Genomic DNA, 17,983 nt, shown 5'->3' with positions numbered 1-17,983 from the left:
CCAAGGTGCCCCCTGGTAAAGTCGAGCGGCTGGCGGAGTCGGATGGTGATGGATGGTCTCTGACCAAAGGCCTGGAATATCGATGGGGGCAAAAGTCGCGGGATTGGAATGGCCAATGTCTCGTGGACTATGGGGCCTACATTCGGGATCCATCGGATTGGGATGGGCGAGTGTACATCGCCATGTACTGCCAGTCTTAGTACCGCCCACCGGGTGAGGATCGCTCGCCCAGGCCGACGCCGAGGATGACCTCGACTCGGTCGTCGCGGTCGACTCCACCGTCGTCCGAGCCCATCAGCACGCCGCCGGGGCCCGTCAAAAGGGGCCCCGGCGGCGAGCCGCACGACCATGTGCTCGGCGGATCGGCTACCCCAGGATCACGCCGGATACGGTCCTGGCCGACGGGGCCTCGGCGTCCGCCGGCCTGGTGACCCGAGAGGGGCGGCCTATGCATTCCGCCAGTTGACGAAGGACGCCTCACCCAAGGTGACGCTGATCCTCCCCTGCTGGAAAGCCGCATCGCCCAGGACCTTGCGAAGGAACTCGGCCATCCCGAAGGGGTGCAACCGCATCTTGTCGGTGTACCTCACATATGTCAGGACGGGCCATAGATCCGGGTCTTCGTTCGTGGTCACCCAGCAGTAGATGTCCGCGCCCGACGTCACGCCCCAGGCCACGATGGACTCAAGGTCCACATCGAAGTCGGCCTCGTCGCGGCACGTCTCCCAGAGCTCTCGGGCGATGCTCGTCTCGTCCTCCAGGCCCGGGCCTGGAGGGTACGCGTGGCCTTCGACCGGCAGTGACGGCAGCAGGATGCTGATCCCGTCGCTGATCACCCCCGACCCGTACACCTCCATGAAACGGACGTAGTCCGATGGGAAGCGGGTCTCCCAGGCTGCCTCGACCTCACTCCAATCGACCCGCTCGTCAACCCCGTGAGCCACCGGCATGAACTCGGCAAGTGCCTCTACGGCTTCCATCCCGCGCATCCCCACACCCCTCGTCCTTCGAACCGCACGGTGCGGAGCGTCGTCTTGGAAACACCCAATCTACGAGGGCCGGCCTTGCGATGGATCCGCGGGCTCCACCTTCGAAGCTTGGCAAGATCCGAAAGAGGCCGGCCAATCCCCCTGGGGGGATTCGGCGTCTGGGCTCCAGCCCCGCAAGTACCGCGTGCAGGCGGCGGCCTGGTTCGCCGCCCCGTCAAGTGCCGACGCCATCGGCGTCAGGTCTGTCAGCCATTCGACGGGAACCTCCGCGTCATCCGGACCCCATCGCCACAGGGTTCGCCCCAAGGTGTTGGGGGACCCGATCGACGCGAAGGACGGTATCCGCCCGCCCGCCCGGCTGGACCAGAACGATGGCCCCGCCTTCCTGCGGTGTGGTGCTGCCCATGTCCATGCCCTCCTCGTGCAGGAACAAGTAGGCGAGTCGTACCCCGCTCCATGGCACCCGGAACCGGCCGATGAACACAAGCGGCTCACCGTACGCGGATGCACCGGCCACGCCGGGCCATACAGCCGGACAGGCTCCTGCCGAACTTCGACACCGGTCCCGTGACGGCCCCAAACGGATCCCTTCTCCGCATCCTGCCTGACCGGCAGGATCCGCAAGACACGGCCCAGAGGGTCCGGGCGGAGCAGGAAGATCGAGGGAAGTCGAAACAGGAAAGACCGATGGCCCTGCGGGGGAGTCGAGCCGGGACCGCGGGATCAGTGCCGCGGTCCAGGCTCGGGTTGCGGTCCCTCGGAGGCCCGATGTCCGAACGTACCGACGTACCTCTGAGGCAGATTCCCTCACCCCGGGCAGGAAAGCGGGGCGAGGCCCTCACTGGTGAACACGTAGCTGACCGACCGCTTGTCCGGTCCCGGATAGGAGACGACGACGGCGGACCCGTGGCTGTTGGTTCCGCCGTACTGCGGTGTCATCTGCGTGTACGCGCGCCCGCGCAGGTCGGCGGCCCACGTCGCGGTGGAGTCGGTCCAGGTGATCACATCCCCGGCGACGTGGACCCAGTCGATGGGCGCCCCCTCGACCACCACGATCGGCGCCGGCCATCCGGCCCTCCAGGCGTACAGGTTCTTGTGGCCCACTCCGGTCCACGCCCAGGTGGTTCCGTCGCTCGCCGAGGCCGGTGAGCCGTCGGCGGCGGCCAGCGCCTCGGGGAGGCCGCCCGGCTTGCCCTGTGCGGTGCCCGCGGTGAGCTTCGTGGGGGTGTCGATGGCGAAGGCCTCAGGCCAGACCACTGTGTCTCCGGCGAAGAACGAGGGCGCCATGTGCCCGGTGTGCACGATCTTGTCGGTCGCCGAGGCGAGGTCGTAGAGATGGACCTGCCGCTGGACATCGGTGAGTTTCTGGTTCTTGGTCCCGTCGCTGACTCCCTGGACCCAGGTCGCCTTGCCGTTGTTGACCCACGGGATCATGAACGGCCCGGGTACCGGGTTCCCGTCGGGGCCGACTTGGGTCTTGGCGATGCTCTTGGGGGCCCCGCCGGCCCGGGAGTCCCAGGCGAACAGCTCCCACTTGGAACCCACATCGTTCGAGGCGAGGGTGTTGAAGACCAGCCAACGGCCGTCGAAGTCGGCCAGGCCGAGGCCACCCCGGCCGGAGTCGGCGACGGTGTGGATCGTGGTGCGCTTGCGACCCTGGTCACGCAACCAGACCAAGGTCACTCGGCCATCGCGCCGGCTGGCGGCGATCACCGAGGAACCGTCGGGCGCCACGGCCATCGGGTCCAAGGATTCGCCCTGCTCCGCCTGGAGCGTGCCGGCGGTCTGGGCCTGCTTCCAGGCGGCCGGGGTCTCCACCTTGCAGAACGACTTGCCGGAATCGGTCGGGGCCAGGGAATCGGACGGTTGGGAAGGTGCTGCGCTGCTCGGGGTAGGAGACTCTGCTGTCGCCTTGGAAGTGCGCGGCGCCGACGAGCACCCGAAGGTGCTCGCCAGCGCCACGCCCACCGCTGCGATCAGCAGCCTCCTACCAGTTGTAACCACGGCCGCCCATGATGGTCACGAGGGTGCTGTTGGGCATTCCGCTCCGCGGAGGCACGCTGGACCACACGGTGGTCGCCGAGTCCATGTAGGCCGCCCAGTCCCCGTCGTAGCCCTGGAACGGGAACCAGTGGTAGATCGTCGAGCCGTTGTTGGGGTGGCCGACGAGGTGCGGGCCGTTGTAGACCTCCATCGCGTTGCCGACCAGGGAGGCGTTGGCGTCGGTGTCGCCTATGAGACGGTTCTTGAACGCGGCGACGTCCGAGCTGCTCGGGGTGTAGGGCAGGTTGATCCTGACGTAGGGGAAGCCGCCCGCTTCGTCGTTCAGCTGCTTGCCCATCGCGTCCACGCCGGTACCGCCGTTGTTCGGCGAGATGCCGATCCAGCGGGCGAAGGTCCCCTGGTCGTTGCCCCAGATACCGCGCATGCCCAGGGCCATCACCAGCGTGGCGGGCCCGCAGTAGTTGTTGTACCACTGGCCCTCGTGGACGTACGGGAGCATGTTGGTGGTCGCGGAAGCGAGGCCCTTCGGCTTGTGGGCCGCCATGTAGGCGTCCTTCGCCTTGAGTTCGGCGGCGGTGGCGTTTCTGCCGCCCCAGCCGTCCTTGGACTTGTCGTTCCGGTCGTCGTTGGCGGCCTTGAGCGCCCCGACCTCCTGCGCGGATAAGGTGCTGCCCCCGGTCTCCTGCGCGGGTGAGGTGCCGAGCGCGGTCGAGGACGGGGAGTCGGCCGAGGCGGCCTGCGGGGCGATCAGTCCGGCGAATACGAATGCGGCCAGCACTCCTGCCGTGGTGGCCTTCGCTGAAATTGTCATGACGTCCTTCGGTTGGTTGGTGGGCTGTGAGGATCGGCGTGCTGAGAGACGGAGCCGTGCCCCCGAAGTGCGGAAGGGACTGTCGTACTGGTGGCTGTTGCGGTGGCGCAATTTCTCTTGCCGATCCAGGTTTGACGCAGACAGTGACGGAAGGACGGGTCGTCAATCCATCACTCATCCACAGGAATGAGATGGCGACGCCCGGGATTCCGAACGAATCACGGCGCCCTTCCGGCGGAGGCGCAGATCTTTGCACGCCGAACCACTTGAGGGGGATTTGAGGTTGACTAATAAACTCCAGCCACAACTGGCCGGACTGTCCAAAAGCGATGAGTGTCGATGGCCCTCGCCCGCCCCACGCCGCCCCCTCGTCACAGGGGAAGCGGAGCTTCCACGGTTACCGCCCACGATCGACTCCGGATGAACCCGTCAGTAGACATCACGCCACCCGTGTCCACGGACACGGTGACATCCGGGTGATCGGCCTCCGCCCGTCGGGAACTTCATCGGCCGAAGCCGGGGTCACGGAAGAGCGCGAGGAGTGGCGCCCTGCTTGCCGCTGCCAAGCCGCACCCCTTCAGGCCCCCTGGCCCCGGAGCACTACTCCAGTTCCTTGAGTGCACGGCTTCATCTGGACGGGGCCGGCGCGGTACGACGGCCCGCGCCGGTGGATCTTCGCGTCGTTTCCGGCGTTGGAGTCGACGAGCCGGCTTGACGGTCATGGACATGACCGAAAAGCGTCGGGTGGTCCGGCGCGCGCGGTCCAGGCTCGGCCGACGCGATGCTCCTGATGAGGGGCGGCTCCTCGTGCCGTGAACGGCCGTCGACCGGGTTGTGGGACACCGGCCGATTCGGCACCCGTCACGCGGGGGTTCCGGGACCTGCGCGGGCCCCTCGTGTACGTCAGCCCGCTCCAGGACCCAGACCTTGAGGAGCCGTCACCGGATCCGCGTCGATATCCTCGCGGACGTGATCTATGAGGGAACGATGGGCATGGATGAGGGCGCTCCGACGACGGCGCGCCTCCGCGATGTACTGGACCGCGCCGGGCGCGTCGTGATCGTCGAGGCATCTCCTGACGAGGCGGAGTCCGCCGGCGCGGCACGGATCGTGGTGACCGATGCGGAGATCGCGGACCTGGCGGGAGTGCTGGCCCTTGTGGACGGCGGCACCGGCGACCGGTGCCTGTGCAGCGGCTGGCCGACGATCACGGTGTACGACGTCAAGGGCGAGCCGATCGCCTGCTGGACGCTGCACCACCAATCCGGCCTTCGAGGCATCGGTGACTGCGACGCCGACCTTCTGGACGGTCCGGCACTCACCGAGTGGCTGGCGGAGCGCGGCCTGACCGGATCGCGGGAGGTTCAGGCAGAGCTGGCGGTGCAAGAGGCGGAGGAGGACCAGCGCCGACTGCGTTGGCTCCAGGCCGCGCCCGCCGAGCTGCGCGACGCGGCCATGGAGGTCTCCAACCCGCCTGGGCGGGACTTGGAAGCCTGGTCGGATCGGCTTCGCGAAGCCACGGCCCGGCTCGCCACCCTCGCCCAGGACCGCTTTCCCGACGGGATCGAGCGGGCCGGTGCCCTGCTGGCATGGGCCGGGGTCGCAGCCCGGGAGTCCACCGGCGGCCTGAAGTGGTACGACATGGCGGTCCAGCAGCTGCTACTCGCCGAGGGCCCCGACATCATCGTCGCGGCGCTCGCCACCGATTCGCCGAGCCCGGGCCGGCTCGACGGCGCGGCCGAACTCTTCAGTTCCCTCAAGTGGACCGGAGCGCACGGCAAGGACCTGCCCGAGCCGCTGCGGTCGATGCTGATCGGGCACATCCAGGCGTACGGCACCGACCCCATGAGGTTCCGGATGCGCCACGGCTACTACGGCGCCGAACGATCTGCCTGACCGCAGGCCGCTGCTCCCGGAGGGGAGGTCGTCGAAGGCGAGGACGGTGAGCAAGCCGGTCAGGGCGAACTCCAGGCCGGTGACGCTCTACGGGACGAGAGAGCCGAGCAGGGCTCCGGCCGTCGCGCCCGCCGCCCCGGTACAGGTGCACGGAGAACTGCAGCCACAGGATGCGCTGACGGCAAGGCGTCAGCCCTGGTCGAAGCCGCTGAAAGTGCCTGTGCCATCAGCGGCGTCGGCGAACTCGGCAAAGTCCATGTTGGCGATGCTGAGGTTGGCCGAGACGTCAGGAAACCACTGAGCAGGGAGCCTGAACGTCCGCCCGGGCTCGTCCCAGAGGTCCACGGCCAACAGCGGGTGACCTGAGACCTTCATCGTTTCCGCGTCAGCCAGAAAGACGTGGATGATCTGGGCGTCTTCATCCGCGGCAGCCTCTTCATCCATCAATGCCCGGACCTCCACGCCGGCGAAGCGAAGATCGCTGACATACGTGGCATGGGGGTACCCGTCGGCCGCGTCGAGCGCGGCTCGAACCGCGTCCCAGGCACCGTCGTCCCCGAAGTCGGTACGCAGGACCAATGAGGTCAGATCAGCAGGCTGAGGCAGAGGCATCCCGTGATCGTCTCACCCGACACGGACATCGACCGTCACCGACAGGGCCCCGGCCACGAAGGCACAACCCCTCCGGCAACCCGGCGATGCGGCGGTCACCTCCACTCTCCCCGCATCGCCACCATCCGGTGCATCACCTCGGGGTCCAGCGCCGGGTTCGCCGCGGCCACGTGGGCCAGTTCCTCGTCGTCGAGGAGTTGCCCCAGCCGTTGCTGCGGAAGGTTCGGGTGGCGGGCGAGCGCGGCTCGTACGGCAGGGTCGGGGTCCCGGGTGAGGCGTGCGACGGTCGCCGGTGCGGCCTGGGGATCGAGGGCGGCCAGGGCGCGGAGCTCCGGGTCGTCGTGGTCGGCGTAGGCGGCCAGGCCGGTGGTGGGGAAGTTCGGCCGGGTGGTGAGGTGCGCGCGCTCGTCGCCGTCGTACTCGAGGAAGCTGCGCAGCAGGAGCGGGGCCGGGGCGTCCGGATGGTTCTGGGCCAGCAGTACCCGGACGCCGAGGTCGTCGTCGGAGGCCAGGCGTTCCACGAGGTCGGGCGGTAGGGAGCGGTCCGAGGCCGCCCGCCGGCGCAGCAGCGGGTGGCGGGAGTCCGCGTTCCGGCGGACGTCCCGGGGGTCTCGGGGCGTGTAGGAGTCGCGATACGGGGGGAAGTAGCCGCCGCCGGGGACTTCGTAGTCGATCGCGTCCCGTTCCTCCTCGCTCAGTGCGGGGTGCACGGACAGGGCGAGCCGGACCTTGGGGTCGGGATCCGTGGCGAGCGCCCGGAGCTCGGCGGGCCGCAGGTCGGTGCGGCGGGCGATCTCCTCACGTACCTTCGGGTCGGGATCGGCGGCCAGGAGGACCACCACGTCGGCGGGCAGGCTGGGGTTGGCGGCGATCGCCGCCCGTTCTCCCTCGGCGACGGGGGCGGTGAGGACGCTGTCCACGACGGCTCTGCTGAGGGCCCGGTTCAGCAGCAGGTCCCAGCGTGCGTGGCAGGAATGGGCGGGCAGTTCGCGCTCCACCCACGCCGGATCCTGAAGCCGCACATGCCGCTCGGCGCGGTCCCTGACGCCCTCGTCGTCATCGGCCAGCAGCGCGGCCCGGGTGGTGGCGGGCAACTGGTCCCACATTTCGACCCCCAGGCGGCGGACCTTCGCGACCGGATGGGTGGGCATGGACCGGCGCAGCTCCGGTGAGACGTGCGGGTAGATGGTGCCGTGGAGGAGCTCGTCCTCGTACGTGTCGATCATGTACACGGTGGTTTCGTCGGGCAGTGGCCTGGGCGTACCGCCGACGGGCACCTTGGGTCCCGCGGCGAGGTGGGCGCGGACGAACCATTCCGGATCGTCCACCAGCCGTGCCCGCTGGGCCGGATCGACATGCGGGTTGCGGGCGAAGAAGCTGCGGGTGCGCGTGTCGGGGTGGTGGAGCGCGGCCTCGACGACGGCGTCGGGCAGGATCCGGTCCCGGCACAGCACCATCCGTACCGCCTCCGGCCCGTCGGCGAGCAGCCGCAGCAGGACGTCCTCGGGAGATGACGGATTGAGCGCCACCCCGGCGAGCCGACGTGCGGGCAGGTCGGCGGCTGCCCATATTTCCTCGGGCGTAGGCATGTGTCGTGTCCCCCGTGTGTCCACCCGGCCCCAGCCCTCTCGGGGCCACCGGGTCACAACCCTACCGACCTCGCCCCAAGCCCCATGGCGAACGTGGGCCGCGACCCCCGCTGTTCCCTGCGCCTTGCGGCTGACCACACGCCGAACGGCCTCCTCGACTACGCGCCGGGCGAAAGATCACACCGTCCGCCTGCCGTCACCCCACAGTGGTGACCATGACCACGACCACGACCACGACCACGACCACGACCACGACCACGCCGAACCGAATCGCCGTCCTGTCCGACATCCACGGAGTCCTGCCGGCCCTGGAGGCGGTGCTCGCCGAACCGGACGTCAGCGCCGCCGATCTCATCGTGCTCACCGGCGACATCACCGCCGGCCCGCAACCGGCCCAGGTCCTCGACCTGCTGACCGGTCTCGGCGATCGTGTCGTCTGGATCAGCGGCAACGCCGACCGCGAACTCCTCGAATTCCGCCGGGGGCAACGCGAAACGATCCCCGATCCGATCGCCCCCTGGGCGGCCACACAGCTTCGCGAGGACCACCTCGACCTTCTCGACTCACTACCGCGATCACTCTCCCTGTCGGTTCAGGGCCTGGGAAAGGTGCTGTTCTGCCATGCCACCCCTCGCGACGACGAGGAAGTCGTCCTGGTCGACTCCCGCCTCGACCGCTGGGAGGAGGTCTTCGACGGGCTCGACGCCGACATCCGCACCGTGGTCTGCGGCCACACCCACATGCCGTTCGTCCGCCTGGCGCAGGGCCGACTCGTGATCAACCCCGGCAGCGTCGGCATGCCCTACGGGCGAACCGGAGCGCACTGGGCCCTCCTGGGCCCGGGCGTCGAACTCCGCACCACACACTTCGACCTTCAGGCCGCGGCCACCCGGCTCAGCCGGGAATCCTCCTATCCCGACATCGTGGAGTGGGCCGACTACTTCCTGCACGCTCGCGCGAGCGACACCGACGCCCTCACGGCCTTCGCCCCACGGGACGGACGCGACCCCAGCCCGTGACATCCGCTACCCGCTACCCGCTACCCGCTCCGGCCTTCGACATGAGGAAAGCCGCACCCAGCCTCTGACCTACCGACGGGAGGCCCCTCCACGAGTTCCTTCGGCCCCGTGGGTTCTGGTGCCACTGCCCTCAGCCTGCTCGGGTGGGCTTTCGCTCCGTCCTGCTCTGAAGCGGTCCAGTTCCGCCGCGCGTTCGTGATGTGGCAGCTTCGACATTTTGGAGACCAGGGCCCACATCTTGCGTTCACCCGCCAGGTCGTTCGGCAGGCGGAGGCCGAGGGCTTCCGAGAGCGGTTTGCGTGTGGTGTTCACGAGTGCCCGTACGGCTGCCGACCATTCATCGGTCGCCGAAACCGCCGCTCGATACCAGACCGGAATCAGGAAGCCGGGCACAGCGATGGCCGTGAGGAGGAGCGGCACATCGGGGCGGGCCGTTGTCAGAGTCAGGGCCGCGCACAGGACGACTGCGCAGTGGCCGTAGAGCAGCGCGACGAAGAAGTCGACGTTCGCGCGAGCCAGGTCGACCTGGCGGCGCACGGGCTCCGCGGCGCTACCGGTCAGTTCGTTCCACAGCACCTGGGTGTCCAGGCGGAACCGGTCGTGGCCGTACTCTTCGAAGCGGCGAATCGCATTGCCCAGTGTCGTCGGTGCCAGCTGCCCGTCGTCGATCGGAAAGCGAGCGAGCCGCTCGCGCAGCAGGGCACGCTGGACCGCGGTGCGCCGCCGGTCCTTCCGGGCAGGCCGGGCAATCCGCGGGTTGGCGCGCAGAGCGGTCAAGAGGGTGGTGTCCTCGGGGGACAGGGGACGATCCCGTTCCTGCCGTTCGAGTCGGAGCAGCAAGATGCGGTCCTGCAGATCTTCCTTGGCCCGCCGCCGGCGAGCGCAGCCGTGTGAGGCGAGCGCGCTCGGCCAGAGGGCGTAACCCTCAAGCACGCGGTAGAGGGGGTTCCGGAGGGCGTTGAGCGCCAACCCGAGCAGTACCGAAACGGCCATCACCCCGAGGGACAGGGGTGCGACATCCGATGACCACAGCTTCGGCGACCATCCGGTGCGCCGCAGACTCGGCCAAACGGCCACGACGAACAGGCTCACGTTCAGCGCGGTCGGCAACAGCCACCCGACGAGTACCGTCCACGCTCCGCCGAGGGCGCTCCTGGCGATGTCACCCACAGGTCACCACTCGTCGTCATCGTCGTCGAAGGGTGGTCCGGGCGGTGTGGCCGACTCGGCGGGCGACGGGGGGTGCATCGGCGCGGGTGGGGAAGGCCTCGCTGCGAGCGGCCCGGAGGGGGCTCCGTCAGGCTGCTCGGCGACACGGCGCATCGCGGCCACGAACTCCAGGCAGGAGTCGTAGCGGTCCTCCGGGGCCTTGGCCAGGGCCTTGGCCAGCACTTCGTCGGTGGCGGGCGCGATTTCCGGGCGCCGCCCGGTCAGCGGCGGAGGCTGGTCGTACAGGTGCGCCCACAGCAGTGGCAGGTCCTCGTCGCGTTCGAAGGGCGGCCCGCCGGTGAGGGTCTCGTACACGACGCAAGCGAGGCTGTAGAGGTCGGACCTGCCGTCGACCGGACGGCCGGAGATCTGCTCGGGCGCCGTGTAGTCGAGCGTGCCGGCGAACTCGCCCGCGGTGGTGAAGCCGGTGAGCGCCGGCGTCCTCCTCGTCGATCCGAAGTCCGTCAGGTACGCGTGCTCGGGGTGGCCCCGGTCGGGCCCCGTGTCGACCAGGATGTTGCCGGGCTGGACGTTGCGGTGCACCAGATGGTGCTCATGCGCTACGTCAAGTGCGGATGCCACCTGAGCGGCGATGCGCAGGGCGGTTTGAACGGAGAGGGGGCCGGCCTCCCGCACAAGGGTCCCCAGGTTCGGACCGGGGATGTATCGCATGGCGACGTATAGGACGCCTTCGGCCTCACCGACGTCGTAGATCGGGACGATGTGCGGGTGGTCGATGGATGCCACCTCCCGCACCTCGTGGGTGAAGCGGCGCCGGAACGAGTCATCGCGGGCGAGCTCGGGGGCGATCAGCTTGAGCGCCACGGTGCGGTTCAGGAGCAGGTCCTCGGCGCGGTAGACGAGGGACATGTCCCCCTGGCCGATTTCGCGTTCCAGCTGGTAGCTCGCGATCCTTCGACCCTCAAGAAAGTCTCGGCGTGCCTCCATCGAATTGCCACCACCCTCACGCGGGAAACTATCGGGAGCTCGGAGTCCTCACCGCAGCACCGAAACGAGGAAGCGCGGCCGGCCCGACGAACGTCCGGGGGCCTGGGCCATCGGCTCAGCGCGTGCGCGAACATGATGATTCGCCGAGCCGGGCGGATTGACGAATCTGCCGTCCGTGGGCGCGGCGGTCGGCGTACGTCCCTGGCTCCGACCTCGGGGAACACGGCTACAGCGGTGATCGGCGAGAACGACCACGGTCCGGTGTCGGCCCCGCGGGCGGGAGCCGACGGGTCAGCAGGTGGCGACGGCCGTGCCGTCGGGTCCGATGAGGGCGGTGCCGACGCCTCCGCCGTCCCGCCTCCACCGTCCCGCCCCCGCCGGGGCCGAGGCCAGGAGATCCAGGCCCGACCGTGCCTCACGTGTCGAGGAGGCCCAGTTCGCTGTTGGGCCGGGACAGCGGGCAGGCGACGGCGTGTCAGGGGCGGTCGGCAGGATCTCCCGGACGCTCTGCGCGATGCGGGCCGACCGGCAGGCTGACCAGCCCGAACGTAAGATATTCCCGGCCAACACGGGTCTCGCCATCACCAACACCTCCAGCACCAGCCCCACCCGGCCAGCGCAGTCTCACTGGCCAGTGATCGCACCCGAGACGCCCGAGATGCTCAGACTGTCCAGGAGGCCGAGGGCGGAGTCGGCGCGGCAGACTCCGCAGGCGTGCTCCGGGGTGTTGTGGAGGGTCCGGAAGCGGACCTACACATGGTCGTCACTGCACCGTCTTGCTCGCTGCGGCACAGTCACCCGCTCCTCATTCGTGTTCTCGACACGGAAGGCTCGCGTGGGCTCTCCAGAACTCAGGGTCCAGTGGTCCGGCGAGCCGTTGGATGAACCGATGTGTCACAGCCTCGAAAGCATCAGCCAGCGAAGTCGATCCGATGACTGTCCGTTCGACAGGGTCGATGTAGTGAGCGTTGTGGTCCACCTCGCACCAGCAGGCCACGCTGATGGCTGACCAGACATTGAGGAGGCCCTCCTTGGTCCACTCCACGTCGAGTGAGGCCTCAAGCCAGTCAGCGTCTTCGTCGTAGAGGGAGACCTCAGCCAACAGGATCTCCGGTGTTCCCGCCATAGACTGCCCCGGGAACCTGACGTGCTGTGGGAACCACTCCCAGAGCTGGGGTTTCCCCGGTGTCCGGACTCGATCGATCCCATCTGCTGAACGTCGAAGGCGGCCGAAATCGGCGACACTGGCTTCTGGGAAGAGGGCCTCCAGGGGCACGGCATCGAAAGTCCCGCTTCGCGAGTTCATGAGCCTAAGCATGATGAGCAGCTGGTGCAGGGGCAAGGCTCGGAGCGCCCCTTGACCAGAGACATTGCCGTGTCCGGCCCATCGTCGAGCGAGACCCTGGGGCTGTCCGCGAAGCCTCAGGTGCCCCTGCCCGCCGCTTTCGGCGGGCCGAAGGTATAGGTACCGGCGAGTACCGGGAAGGGGCGCGCCATGGCACAGACCACCGACCACACCCGTACCCGCCGGGAAGCAGCGAAGCTGTTCCCCCCCGGTTCTCCTCACCGCCCCACCCGACTGCGCCCGCTGCCAGGACTACGCGCAGCGCCGTGACACCGCGACGCGCCGGCTGCGCGGCACGGTCGTCACCGGCATGCCAGTGCTCATGAAGCGCTGCGTGAGCGCGGGTCACCCGTGACGGGCCGAGGGTTCAGCGTCGGGCAGAGGGCGTTCGTCCACGACTGCCAGGCCGGCGGCGAAGCATCAGGGCTCTATCTGTCCCCGCTCGTGGTGCGCCTCGCGGACACGGGAGGGTTCCAGTGGATTGCCCGGACCGTGGCTGGCGAGGTGCCGGGCACGAGCCCGGTGGCGCGCGAGAGGGGGCTGGGCGCGGTGCGGGTTCCGCCGGAGTATGCGGCGGTGGTGGGGTGCGGTGTCGCAGCTGCCTCACTGAATCTGTGAATGGGTGCGGTGGTGGCACCGGATGGGCGTCAGCCGGAACGGGTGACTGATTGGAGTAATGGATTGTGGACCGGGCGACGACGGGGGCTTCACCAGCCTGTCGGGCGCTGAGCCGGCCTGATAACGGAGGACGTGTCGTTCGGCTGGTGCAAGTGAGTGTCGTTTTGCGGGACGGTGGCATGGCGCCCGTGGAGGGCAGGCGGCCACGTTGTGCGGCCCCGCGGGGTTTACCACGCCACTGCATTTCGAGGTGGGCGAGGGCAGTGAGCCGGCTGGTGTCGAGTCGGTTGCGGCGTTGTTTCCGGTTGGCGATCCAGGAGGTCAGGTACTGACGTGACAGCGAGAGATCGCGGCAGGGCGATCGCTGACATACGTCACTTCCGGGCCGTGCGGTCGGGTCTGAACCTGAGAGGGACGACGGAGCATCGCCGGGACGGGGAGAGCGTGTGACGGAGCAGGAGCGGATGATGGGCACCGTGATGGACAGGCCCACGTTGGCTGCGATCGTGCGGGTGTGGGGCGTCTGCCTGGTCCGGTGGGTGCTCCTGCGCCGGGCCGAGCCGGGGCTGCGGCATTCGGCGTCGACGCGGCAACTGGTGTTGGTCATGGCGGTGACGGAGGTCGTGACGGCCTTGGTGCTCTCCTCGTTGCTACCGCCCGCCGTACGGCTGGTGCACGCGGTGTGCGAACTGCTCGTGATTCTGGCGGGGCTGGGCCTGGTGGCCGCGCTCCTACGGCATCCGCACACGGTGGACGACGAGCATGTGGCGCTGCGGACCGGGTTCCTGGGGGACCTGACGTTGCCCCGGGCTGCGGTGCGTTCCACGGCGCCGGCCATGCGCACCGTGCCGGGTCGGGGCCCGCGCCTCGTTCCGGGCGAACCGGGCGCCGTGGCCTGCTCGGTGGAGGCCTCCCTCAACGTCGCACTGCACTTGGACCCGCCCGTCCATCTGGACCTGGGCCGTGCAGGGCGGACGGAGGTGACGGTGGTCTACACCTCGGTGGACTCTCCGTCCGACCTCGCGGCAGCGCTCCGCGCACCCGTCAGGGGGCGGGCCGGCCCGGGAACGTGAACGCGTAGCCCTGAGACAAGAGCCAGGGGAGGACTGCTCCAGGACGGTCGCCGCCGCCGTTGTCCAGAGTGTTCATTTGGGTGGGTCAGGCCAGCGGGGGCTGCTCGCGGGGACAGCCTGATGCGGTGCAAGTGGTGTCACCGGGATGAGTTGAGCTGGACAGGGGGACGAGATGTCGCAGGAGTCAGAACCTTTGCACCGGGCCGCTCGGCGCAGTTCCGCGGAGCGGCGACAAGTGGTTTGAGGCGTTGCATGTCTGGGGAACTGGCCCCTGTCCATTCCTAGAAGCCGTTGCCATACCGATCATGGAGTCTGTCGATCGAACGGGAGTCTCGATCGGGTGATCGCGGCCCTTGCCCGGCATGAGGGCAGAGCCTGGCGGTATGCGGGGAAAATCCAGGGGAGCGGACGGCCGCGTGCTGCTACGGTCGGACGCCATGAGCTGGCTTCCCGATGACTTCGTCCACCCCGTCCTGGTACCACTGCCGGGCGGTGGTCATCACCTGCGGCCGATCCGGGAGGTGGACACCCCGCTCGACTATCCGGCTGTGATGGGTTCGCGCGAGCGGCTGTGGACCATTTTCGGCCCGGCCTGGGGCTGGCCCGCGGCCACCATGACCTACGAGGCCGACCAGGCCGACCTTCTACGGCACGAGAAGGAGATCGCCGCGCACCAGTCCTTCAACTACGCGCTGTTCGATTCGGCAGAAACGGTTCTGCTCGGCTGTGTCTACATCGACCCGCCGGAGAGGGCCGGCGCGGACGGCGAGATCGCCTGGTGGGTGGTGGACGAGCTGGTGGGCAGCGAGGTCGAGCAGGCCTTCGACGCGCTGGTGCCGCAGTGGATCGCCGCCGACTGGCCGTTCGAGCGGCCGCGCTTCCTCGGCCGCGAGATCTCCTGGTCGGACTGGCTCGCCCTGCCGAAGCATCCCGACTCGTAAGTGGTTGTCACCCGTACCGATCTCGAAGGCTGTCGGTCGAACGGGAGTCTCGATCGGGTGATTGCGGCGGTTTCCGCGCGTGGAAGCAGGGCCTCCTGGTGGCTCGGGGTTGCGATCCCATTCCGAGTGGTTCCCGGTGGCCCTGTTGTCCTTGTTGTGCGTGCCCGGGCGCGTTGACTTCAACTCGCCCGCGGTGGCGAGCGATTGTCTTGCCCATGTGTACGGCAACGCGGCCGACCATCCGGACCGGGTGCGCCGGTATCCGTCGGACATGACGGATACCGGCGTGGGCTGCCGCGCGAGGCAACGGCATCCGACGACGAGCATCCCCTGGAACAGCACCTCATCCAGCTCTGGCCCGTTCCCGTCGCCGGGCGCTCATCTCCCACAAGCTGAGCGACGCCACCGGAAGGTCCCATCGCTGACAAGCCGACGCTGCCGAGGCTTTGGCGGTCGACGACCGGACCCGAGAGCGGTGAGCGGTACACACCGGACGATGTCCCGACGACGTCGAGTTGATCATCGAGGTCACGCCCGGTCCCAGGCCAAAGCAGGGGCAGAGCGTGCACGACGTTCTGGAATCGCTTCGGGCCTGCGGATTTCGCATGTACCGCATCCCCAACGAGTACGACCCCACCAGCTATCCCAGGGGTGTCCGCCGGCCTGCCGCCCCGGTGCGTCGGGAGGGCCCGGTCAACGACATGAACGACCTGATCTTCTCCCGTATCGACGCCGATCAACTGCTCTGGATGATCAATTCCGCGGATGCCTGCGGAGGGTGTGGGGTGGGCGGCGGCCAAAGCCACCCAGAGGCGTCAGGCGGCGGGCGGTCAGGCGTCAGGGTCGACTTCGGGGTGCGTGAACCGCACGGGCCTGCCCAGCGACCGGGCATAGGCGATTTCGGCTCGGGTGCTGTCTCCGATGTAGTCGCCGACCACGAGCACCTCATCAGCGAGCCGGATCTTCGCTTGGTGCAGATCGTCGAGTCGAGCCTTCAGCGCCTCGGCCTCGACGGGATCAGACCAAAATTCGTGCGGCGACTTCATGTCACACCCCGGTTTGACGACGATCCTTCCGGCTTTGGTCTCCCGCAGATCGGCCTCGTTCATCTCCGCCATGAAGCGGGTGGAGCCGCAGATCGCAACGATACGCGGGAGGCCTAGCAGCTTCTTCGCGTCAGCGAGCTTCTCTTCGGGGGTGAGCAGTTGCGGATATGACACCGGTTCCTCCTGGTGGTGTAGTCCAACGGCGTCCTGCGGAGACGAGAACGAGGTTGCGTCGTGGCGAGGGTGACCAGTTCGGCATCGCTCAGGTGGGGGGTAATGCCGACCGACGGGTGGCACGGTGCCAGGTCGGGATGTTCCTTCACCGCGATCCGGCACAACGACGCCACCGGACGGACCGTCCGACGCTCACTGGTCGCCTACGATCACTGTCCCCTTGGAATAGATCATCTAGGCCCGGCACCGGCCGGCAGGTCACCGCGCGCGGACGAATGCTGCGATCTCGGCCGTGTCGGGCCGGTAGCCCTCGGAGGTATCGACGAGCAGGGTGGGGGCGTCGAGGGAGATTTCCGCGAACCGGTCCGGGCTGTAGATGCCGGTGGAGATGTCTGAGAGGAGTCTCCCGTCCGCATGGGCGGCCCGGTGTCGGTCGGATTCGGCCCGGTCCTTGACGCGCTCGACGATGGCTGATGTGGGGGTCGTGCAGCGGATGATCCGGAGGTCCGCGACCCGCAAGAGGGGTTCGAGGCCCGGGCGCCATAGGCGGTCCTGGTAGGCGGCCTCGGCAACGAGTGTGACGTTGGCCTGGAGGAGGACGCCGAGCGTGTCGAAGAAGGCGTGCATGGCCGGGATGTTGAGTAGGTCGTCGCCGTCGGGCTGGTGGTCAGGGGTGTTCATGACCATCCCCTGCTTGATCTCGTCGCGGACGATCGCGGGGCAGCCGAGTTCGCGGGCGAGGCGATGTGCGAGGGTGGTCTTTCCGGTGGCGGGGGGACCGCTGACCGCGACGAGTACGGGCCGTCGTGGCATTTCGTAGACCTCCTGATTGCTGTGGACCGGAAGGCGAAGCACCCCGGCCATCGGCTCGGGTTCGCCTTTCCGGCCGGATGGGATGGGGCCACGAGCCGGCGCCCCCGCTCTGGCCTGGAGTGCCCTAGGCATTCAGCTGTGTGAACCCGCGGACCGCTGCTGAGGTGTAGAGGCGGGTGAAGTGCTCCGTGCCGATGATCCTGTTCCGGGTCTCCTCTGGGAGGCGGGACAGCAGCGCTGGGAGGGAGCGTTCCTTGGCGACCTCGCTGCGGTGGGCGAGGATCGCGGCCCATTTCGCGGAGAGCCACGGCTGTACGTCAACGGTCGCGGTGATCATGTCGTCAGGGACGCTCAGGAGCGACTTGCCCACGCTCGTGAGGGCGGGGCCCAGGTCGCCGAGGGCGGAGTGAGGGTGGGTGGCCGCGTACAGGGCCGCAGGCTGCCAGGGCTGCCCGGCGTCGGGGTAGAGGTGTTCCAGCCCGGCGGCGGTGAAAGCCAGGGTGGTGGTGCGGTGGGTGTGGCGGTGGTCGGGGTGGCCGGTGAGCTGGCCGTAGGCATCGTGGGTGACCACGATGTCGGGCCGGAACTGCCTGATGTGCCCCACAAGCGCCTCGATCACCTCGTCGAGCGGTGCGTCGCAGAAGCGGCGGCGCCCTGGGGCGGAGTGAGGGATGCGATGGTCGGCGTACCCCAGCATGCGGGGTACACCGGCGCCCAGCGCGGCGGTGGCGTCGGCGAGTTCGGCGGCACGGTGGCTTCCAGGGGCCCAGGTGGCCGTGACGACGGACGTTCGGGCTCCGGAGTCGGCGTGCTGGGCGAGGACTCCGCCGGCGACGAGCGCTTCGTCGTCGGGGTGGGCGAAGACGCCGAGCAGGCTGGGCAGCGGCACGGTGGCC

The 17,983-nt window shown here is 68.7% G+C and carries 15 protein-coding genes and 1 pseudogene; 5 read left to right on the top strand and 11 right to left on the bottom strand.

Features of this window, described 5'->3' with window-relative positions:
- Window positions 1–226: 226 nt before the first annotated feature.
- Window positions 227–325: pseudogene (locus tag ACIQ5Y_RS01080) on the top strand (IS5/IS1182 family transposase); the annotation flags it as partial.
- Between the two features lie 121 nt (window positions 326–446).
- Here the strand turns inward: ACIQ5Y_RS01080 and ACIQ5Y_RS01075 are convergent.
- The 3 genes from ACIQ5Y_RS01075 to ACIQ5Y_RS01065 all read right to left on the bottom strand — a co-directional run bounded on the left by ACIQ5Y_RS01075 (window position 447) and on the right by ACIQ5Y_RS01065 (window position 3,804).
- Entirely contained in the window at window positions 447–980 is a 534-nt protein-coding gene (locus ACIQ5Y_RS01075; protein ID WP_403873565.1) for an SMI1/KNR4 family protein, read from the bottom strand.
- Between the two features lie 816 nt (window positions 981–1,796).
- A complete protein-coding gene (locus ACIQ5Y_RS01070; RefSeq protein ID WP_403873563.1) occupies window positions 1,797–2,807 on the bottom strand; it encodes a hypothetical protein in 1,011 nt (336 codons plus the stop codon).
- 169 nt (window positions 2,808–2,976) lie between these two features.
- Window positions 2,977–3,804, bottom strand: a complete 828-nt coding sequence (locus ACIQ5Y_RS01065) for a hypothetical protein (protein ID WP_403873560.1) — start codon at window positions 3,802–3,804, stop codon at window positions 2,977–2,979.
- 969 nt (window positions 3,805–4,773) lie between these two features.
- Here ACIQ5Y_RS01065 and ACIQ5Y_RS01060 point away from each other — a divergent pair.
- Window positions 4,774–5,700, top strand: a complete 927-nt coding sequence (locus ACIQ5Y_RS01060) for a hypothetical protein (RefSeq protein WP_403873557.1) — start codon at window positions 4,774–4,776, stop codon at window positions 5,698–5,700.
- Between the two features lie 189 nt (window positions 5,701–5,889).
- Here the strand turns inward: ACIQ5Y_RS01060 and ACIQ5Y_RS01055 are convergent, their stop codons facing one another.
- Window positions 5,890–6,312: a DUF6924 domain-containing protein gene (locus tag ACIQ5Y_RS01055; protein WP_403873555.1), complete on the bottom strand. Its 423-nt coding sequence runs from the start codon at window positions 6,310–6,312 to the stop codon at window positions 5,890–5,892.
- A gap of 95 nt (window positions 6,313–6,407) precedes the next feature.
- Complete coding sequence (locus ACIQ5Y_RS01050; RefSeq protein WP_403873552.1) at window positions 6,408–7,901, bottom strand: hypothetical protein; 1,494 nt, start codon at window positions 7,899–7,901, stop codon at window positions 6,408–6,410.
- Window positions 7,902–8,116: 215 nt separating this feature from the next.
- Between ACIQ5Y_RS01050 and ACIQ5Y_RS01045 the strand changes: the two genes are divergently transcribed.
- Window positions 8,117–8,920, top strand: a complete 804-nt coding sequence (locus ACIQ5Y_RS01045) for a metallophosphoesterase family protein (protein WP_403873549.1) — start codon at window positions 8,117–8,119, stop codon at window positions 8,918–8,920.
- Between the two features lie 69 nt (window positions 8,921–8,989).
- Here the strand turns inward: ACIQ5Y_RS01045 and ACIQ5Y_RS01040 are convergent, their stop codons facing one another.
- The 3 genes from ACIQ5Y_RS01040 to ACIQ5Y_RS01030 form a co-directional block, all read right to left on the bottom strand.
- On the bottom strand, window positions 8,990–10,090 hold the full coding sequence (locus tag ACIQ5Y_RS01040) for a hypothetical protein (RefSeq protein ID WP_403873546.1): 1,101 nt from the start codon (window positions 10,088–10,090) through the stop codon (window positions 8,990–8,992).
- Window positions 10,091–10,093: 3 nt separating this feature from the next.
- On the bottom strand, window positions 10,094–11,077 hold the full coding sequence (locus tag ACIQ5Y_RS01035) for a serine/threonine-protein kinase (protein WP_403873543.1): 984 nt from the start codon (window positions 11,075–11,077) through the stop codon (window positions 10,094–10,096).
- Between the two features lie 805 nt (window positions 11,078–11,882).
- Complete coding sequence (locus ACIQ5Y_RS01030; protein WP_403873539.1) at window positions 11,883–12,383, bottom strand: hypothetical protein; 501 nt, start codon at window positions 12,381–12,383, stop codon at window positions 11,883–11,885.
- Window positions 12,384–13,486: 1,103 nt separating this feature from the next.
- On the opposite strand from ACIQ5Y_RS01030, the gene ACIQ5Y_RS01025 reads away from it, so the two are divergent.
- Entirely contained in the window at window positions 13,487–14,113 is a 627-nt protein-coding gene (locus tag ACIQ5Y_RS01025; protein WP_403873536.1) for a hypothetical protein, read from the top strand.
- Window positions 14,114–14,550: 437 nt separating this feature from the next.
- Window positions 14,551–15,054, top strand: a complete 504-nt coding sequence (locus tag ACIQ5Y_RS01020) for an N-acetyltransferase (protein WP_403873534.1) — start codon at window positions 14,551–14,553, stop codon at window positions 15,052–15,054.
- Window positions 15,055–15,884: 830 nt separating this feature from the next.
- Here the strand turns inward: ACIQ5Y_RS01020 and ACIQ5Y_RS01015 are convergent.
- The 3 genes from ACIQ5Y_RS01015 to ACIQ5Y_RS01005 form a co-directional block, all read right to left on the bottom strand.
- Window positions 15,885–16,274, bottom strand: coding sequence for a hypothetical protein (locus ACIQ5Y_RS01015; protein WP_403873531.1), 390 nt, complete (start codon window positions 16,272–16,274; stop codon window positions 15,885–15,887).
- 258 nt (window positions 16,275–16,532) lie between these two features.
- Window positions 16,533–17,087, bottom strand: a complete 555-nt coding sequence (locus tag ACIQ5Y_RS01010; protein WP_403873528.1) for an AAA family ATPase — start codon at window positions 17,085–17,087, stop codon at window positions 16,533–16,535.
- 124 nt (window positions 17,088–17,211) lie between these two features.
- A complete protein-coding gene (locus tag ACIQ5Y_RS01005) occupies window positions 17,212–17,976 on the bottom strand; it encodes a PIG-L deacetylase family protein (protein ID WP_403873525.1) in 765 nt (254 codons plus the stop codon).
- Window positions 17,977–17,983 lie beyond the last annotated feature (7 nt).

The sequence above is a fragment of the Streptomyces sp. NPDC096339 genome (assembly GCF_044762985.1).
Lineage (GTDB): Bacteria > Actinomycetota > Actinomycetes > Streptomycetales > Streptomycetaceae > Streptomyces.
Note: the sequence above shows the minus strand (reverse complement) of the source record. Positions and strands in the feature narration are given on the sequence as shown.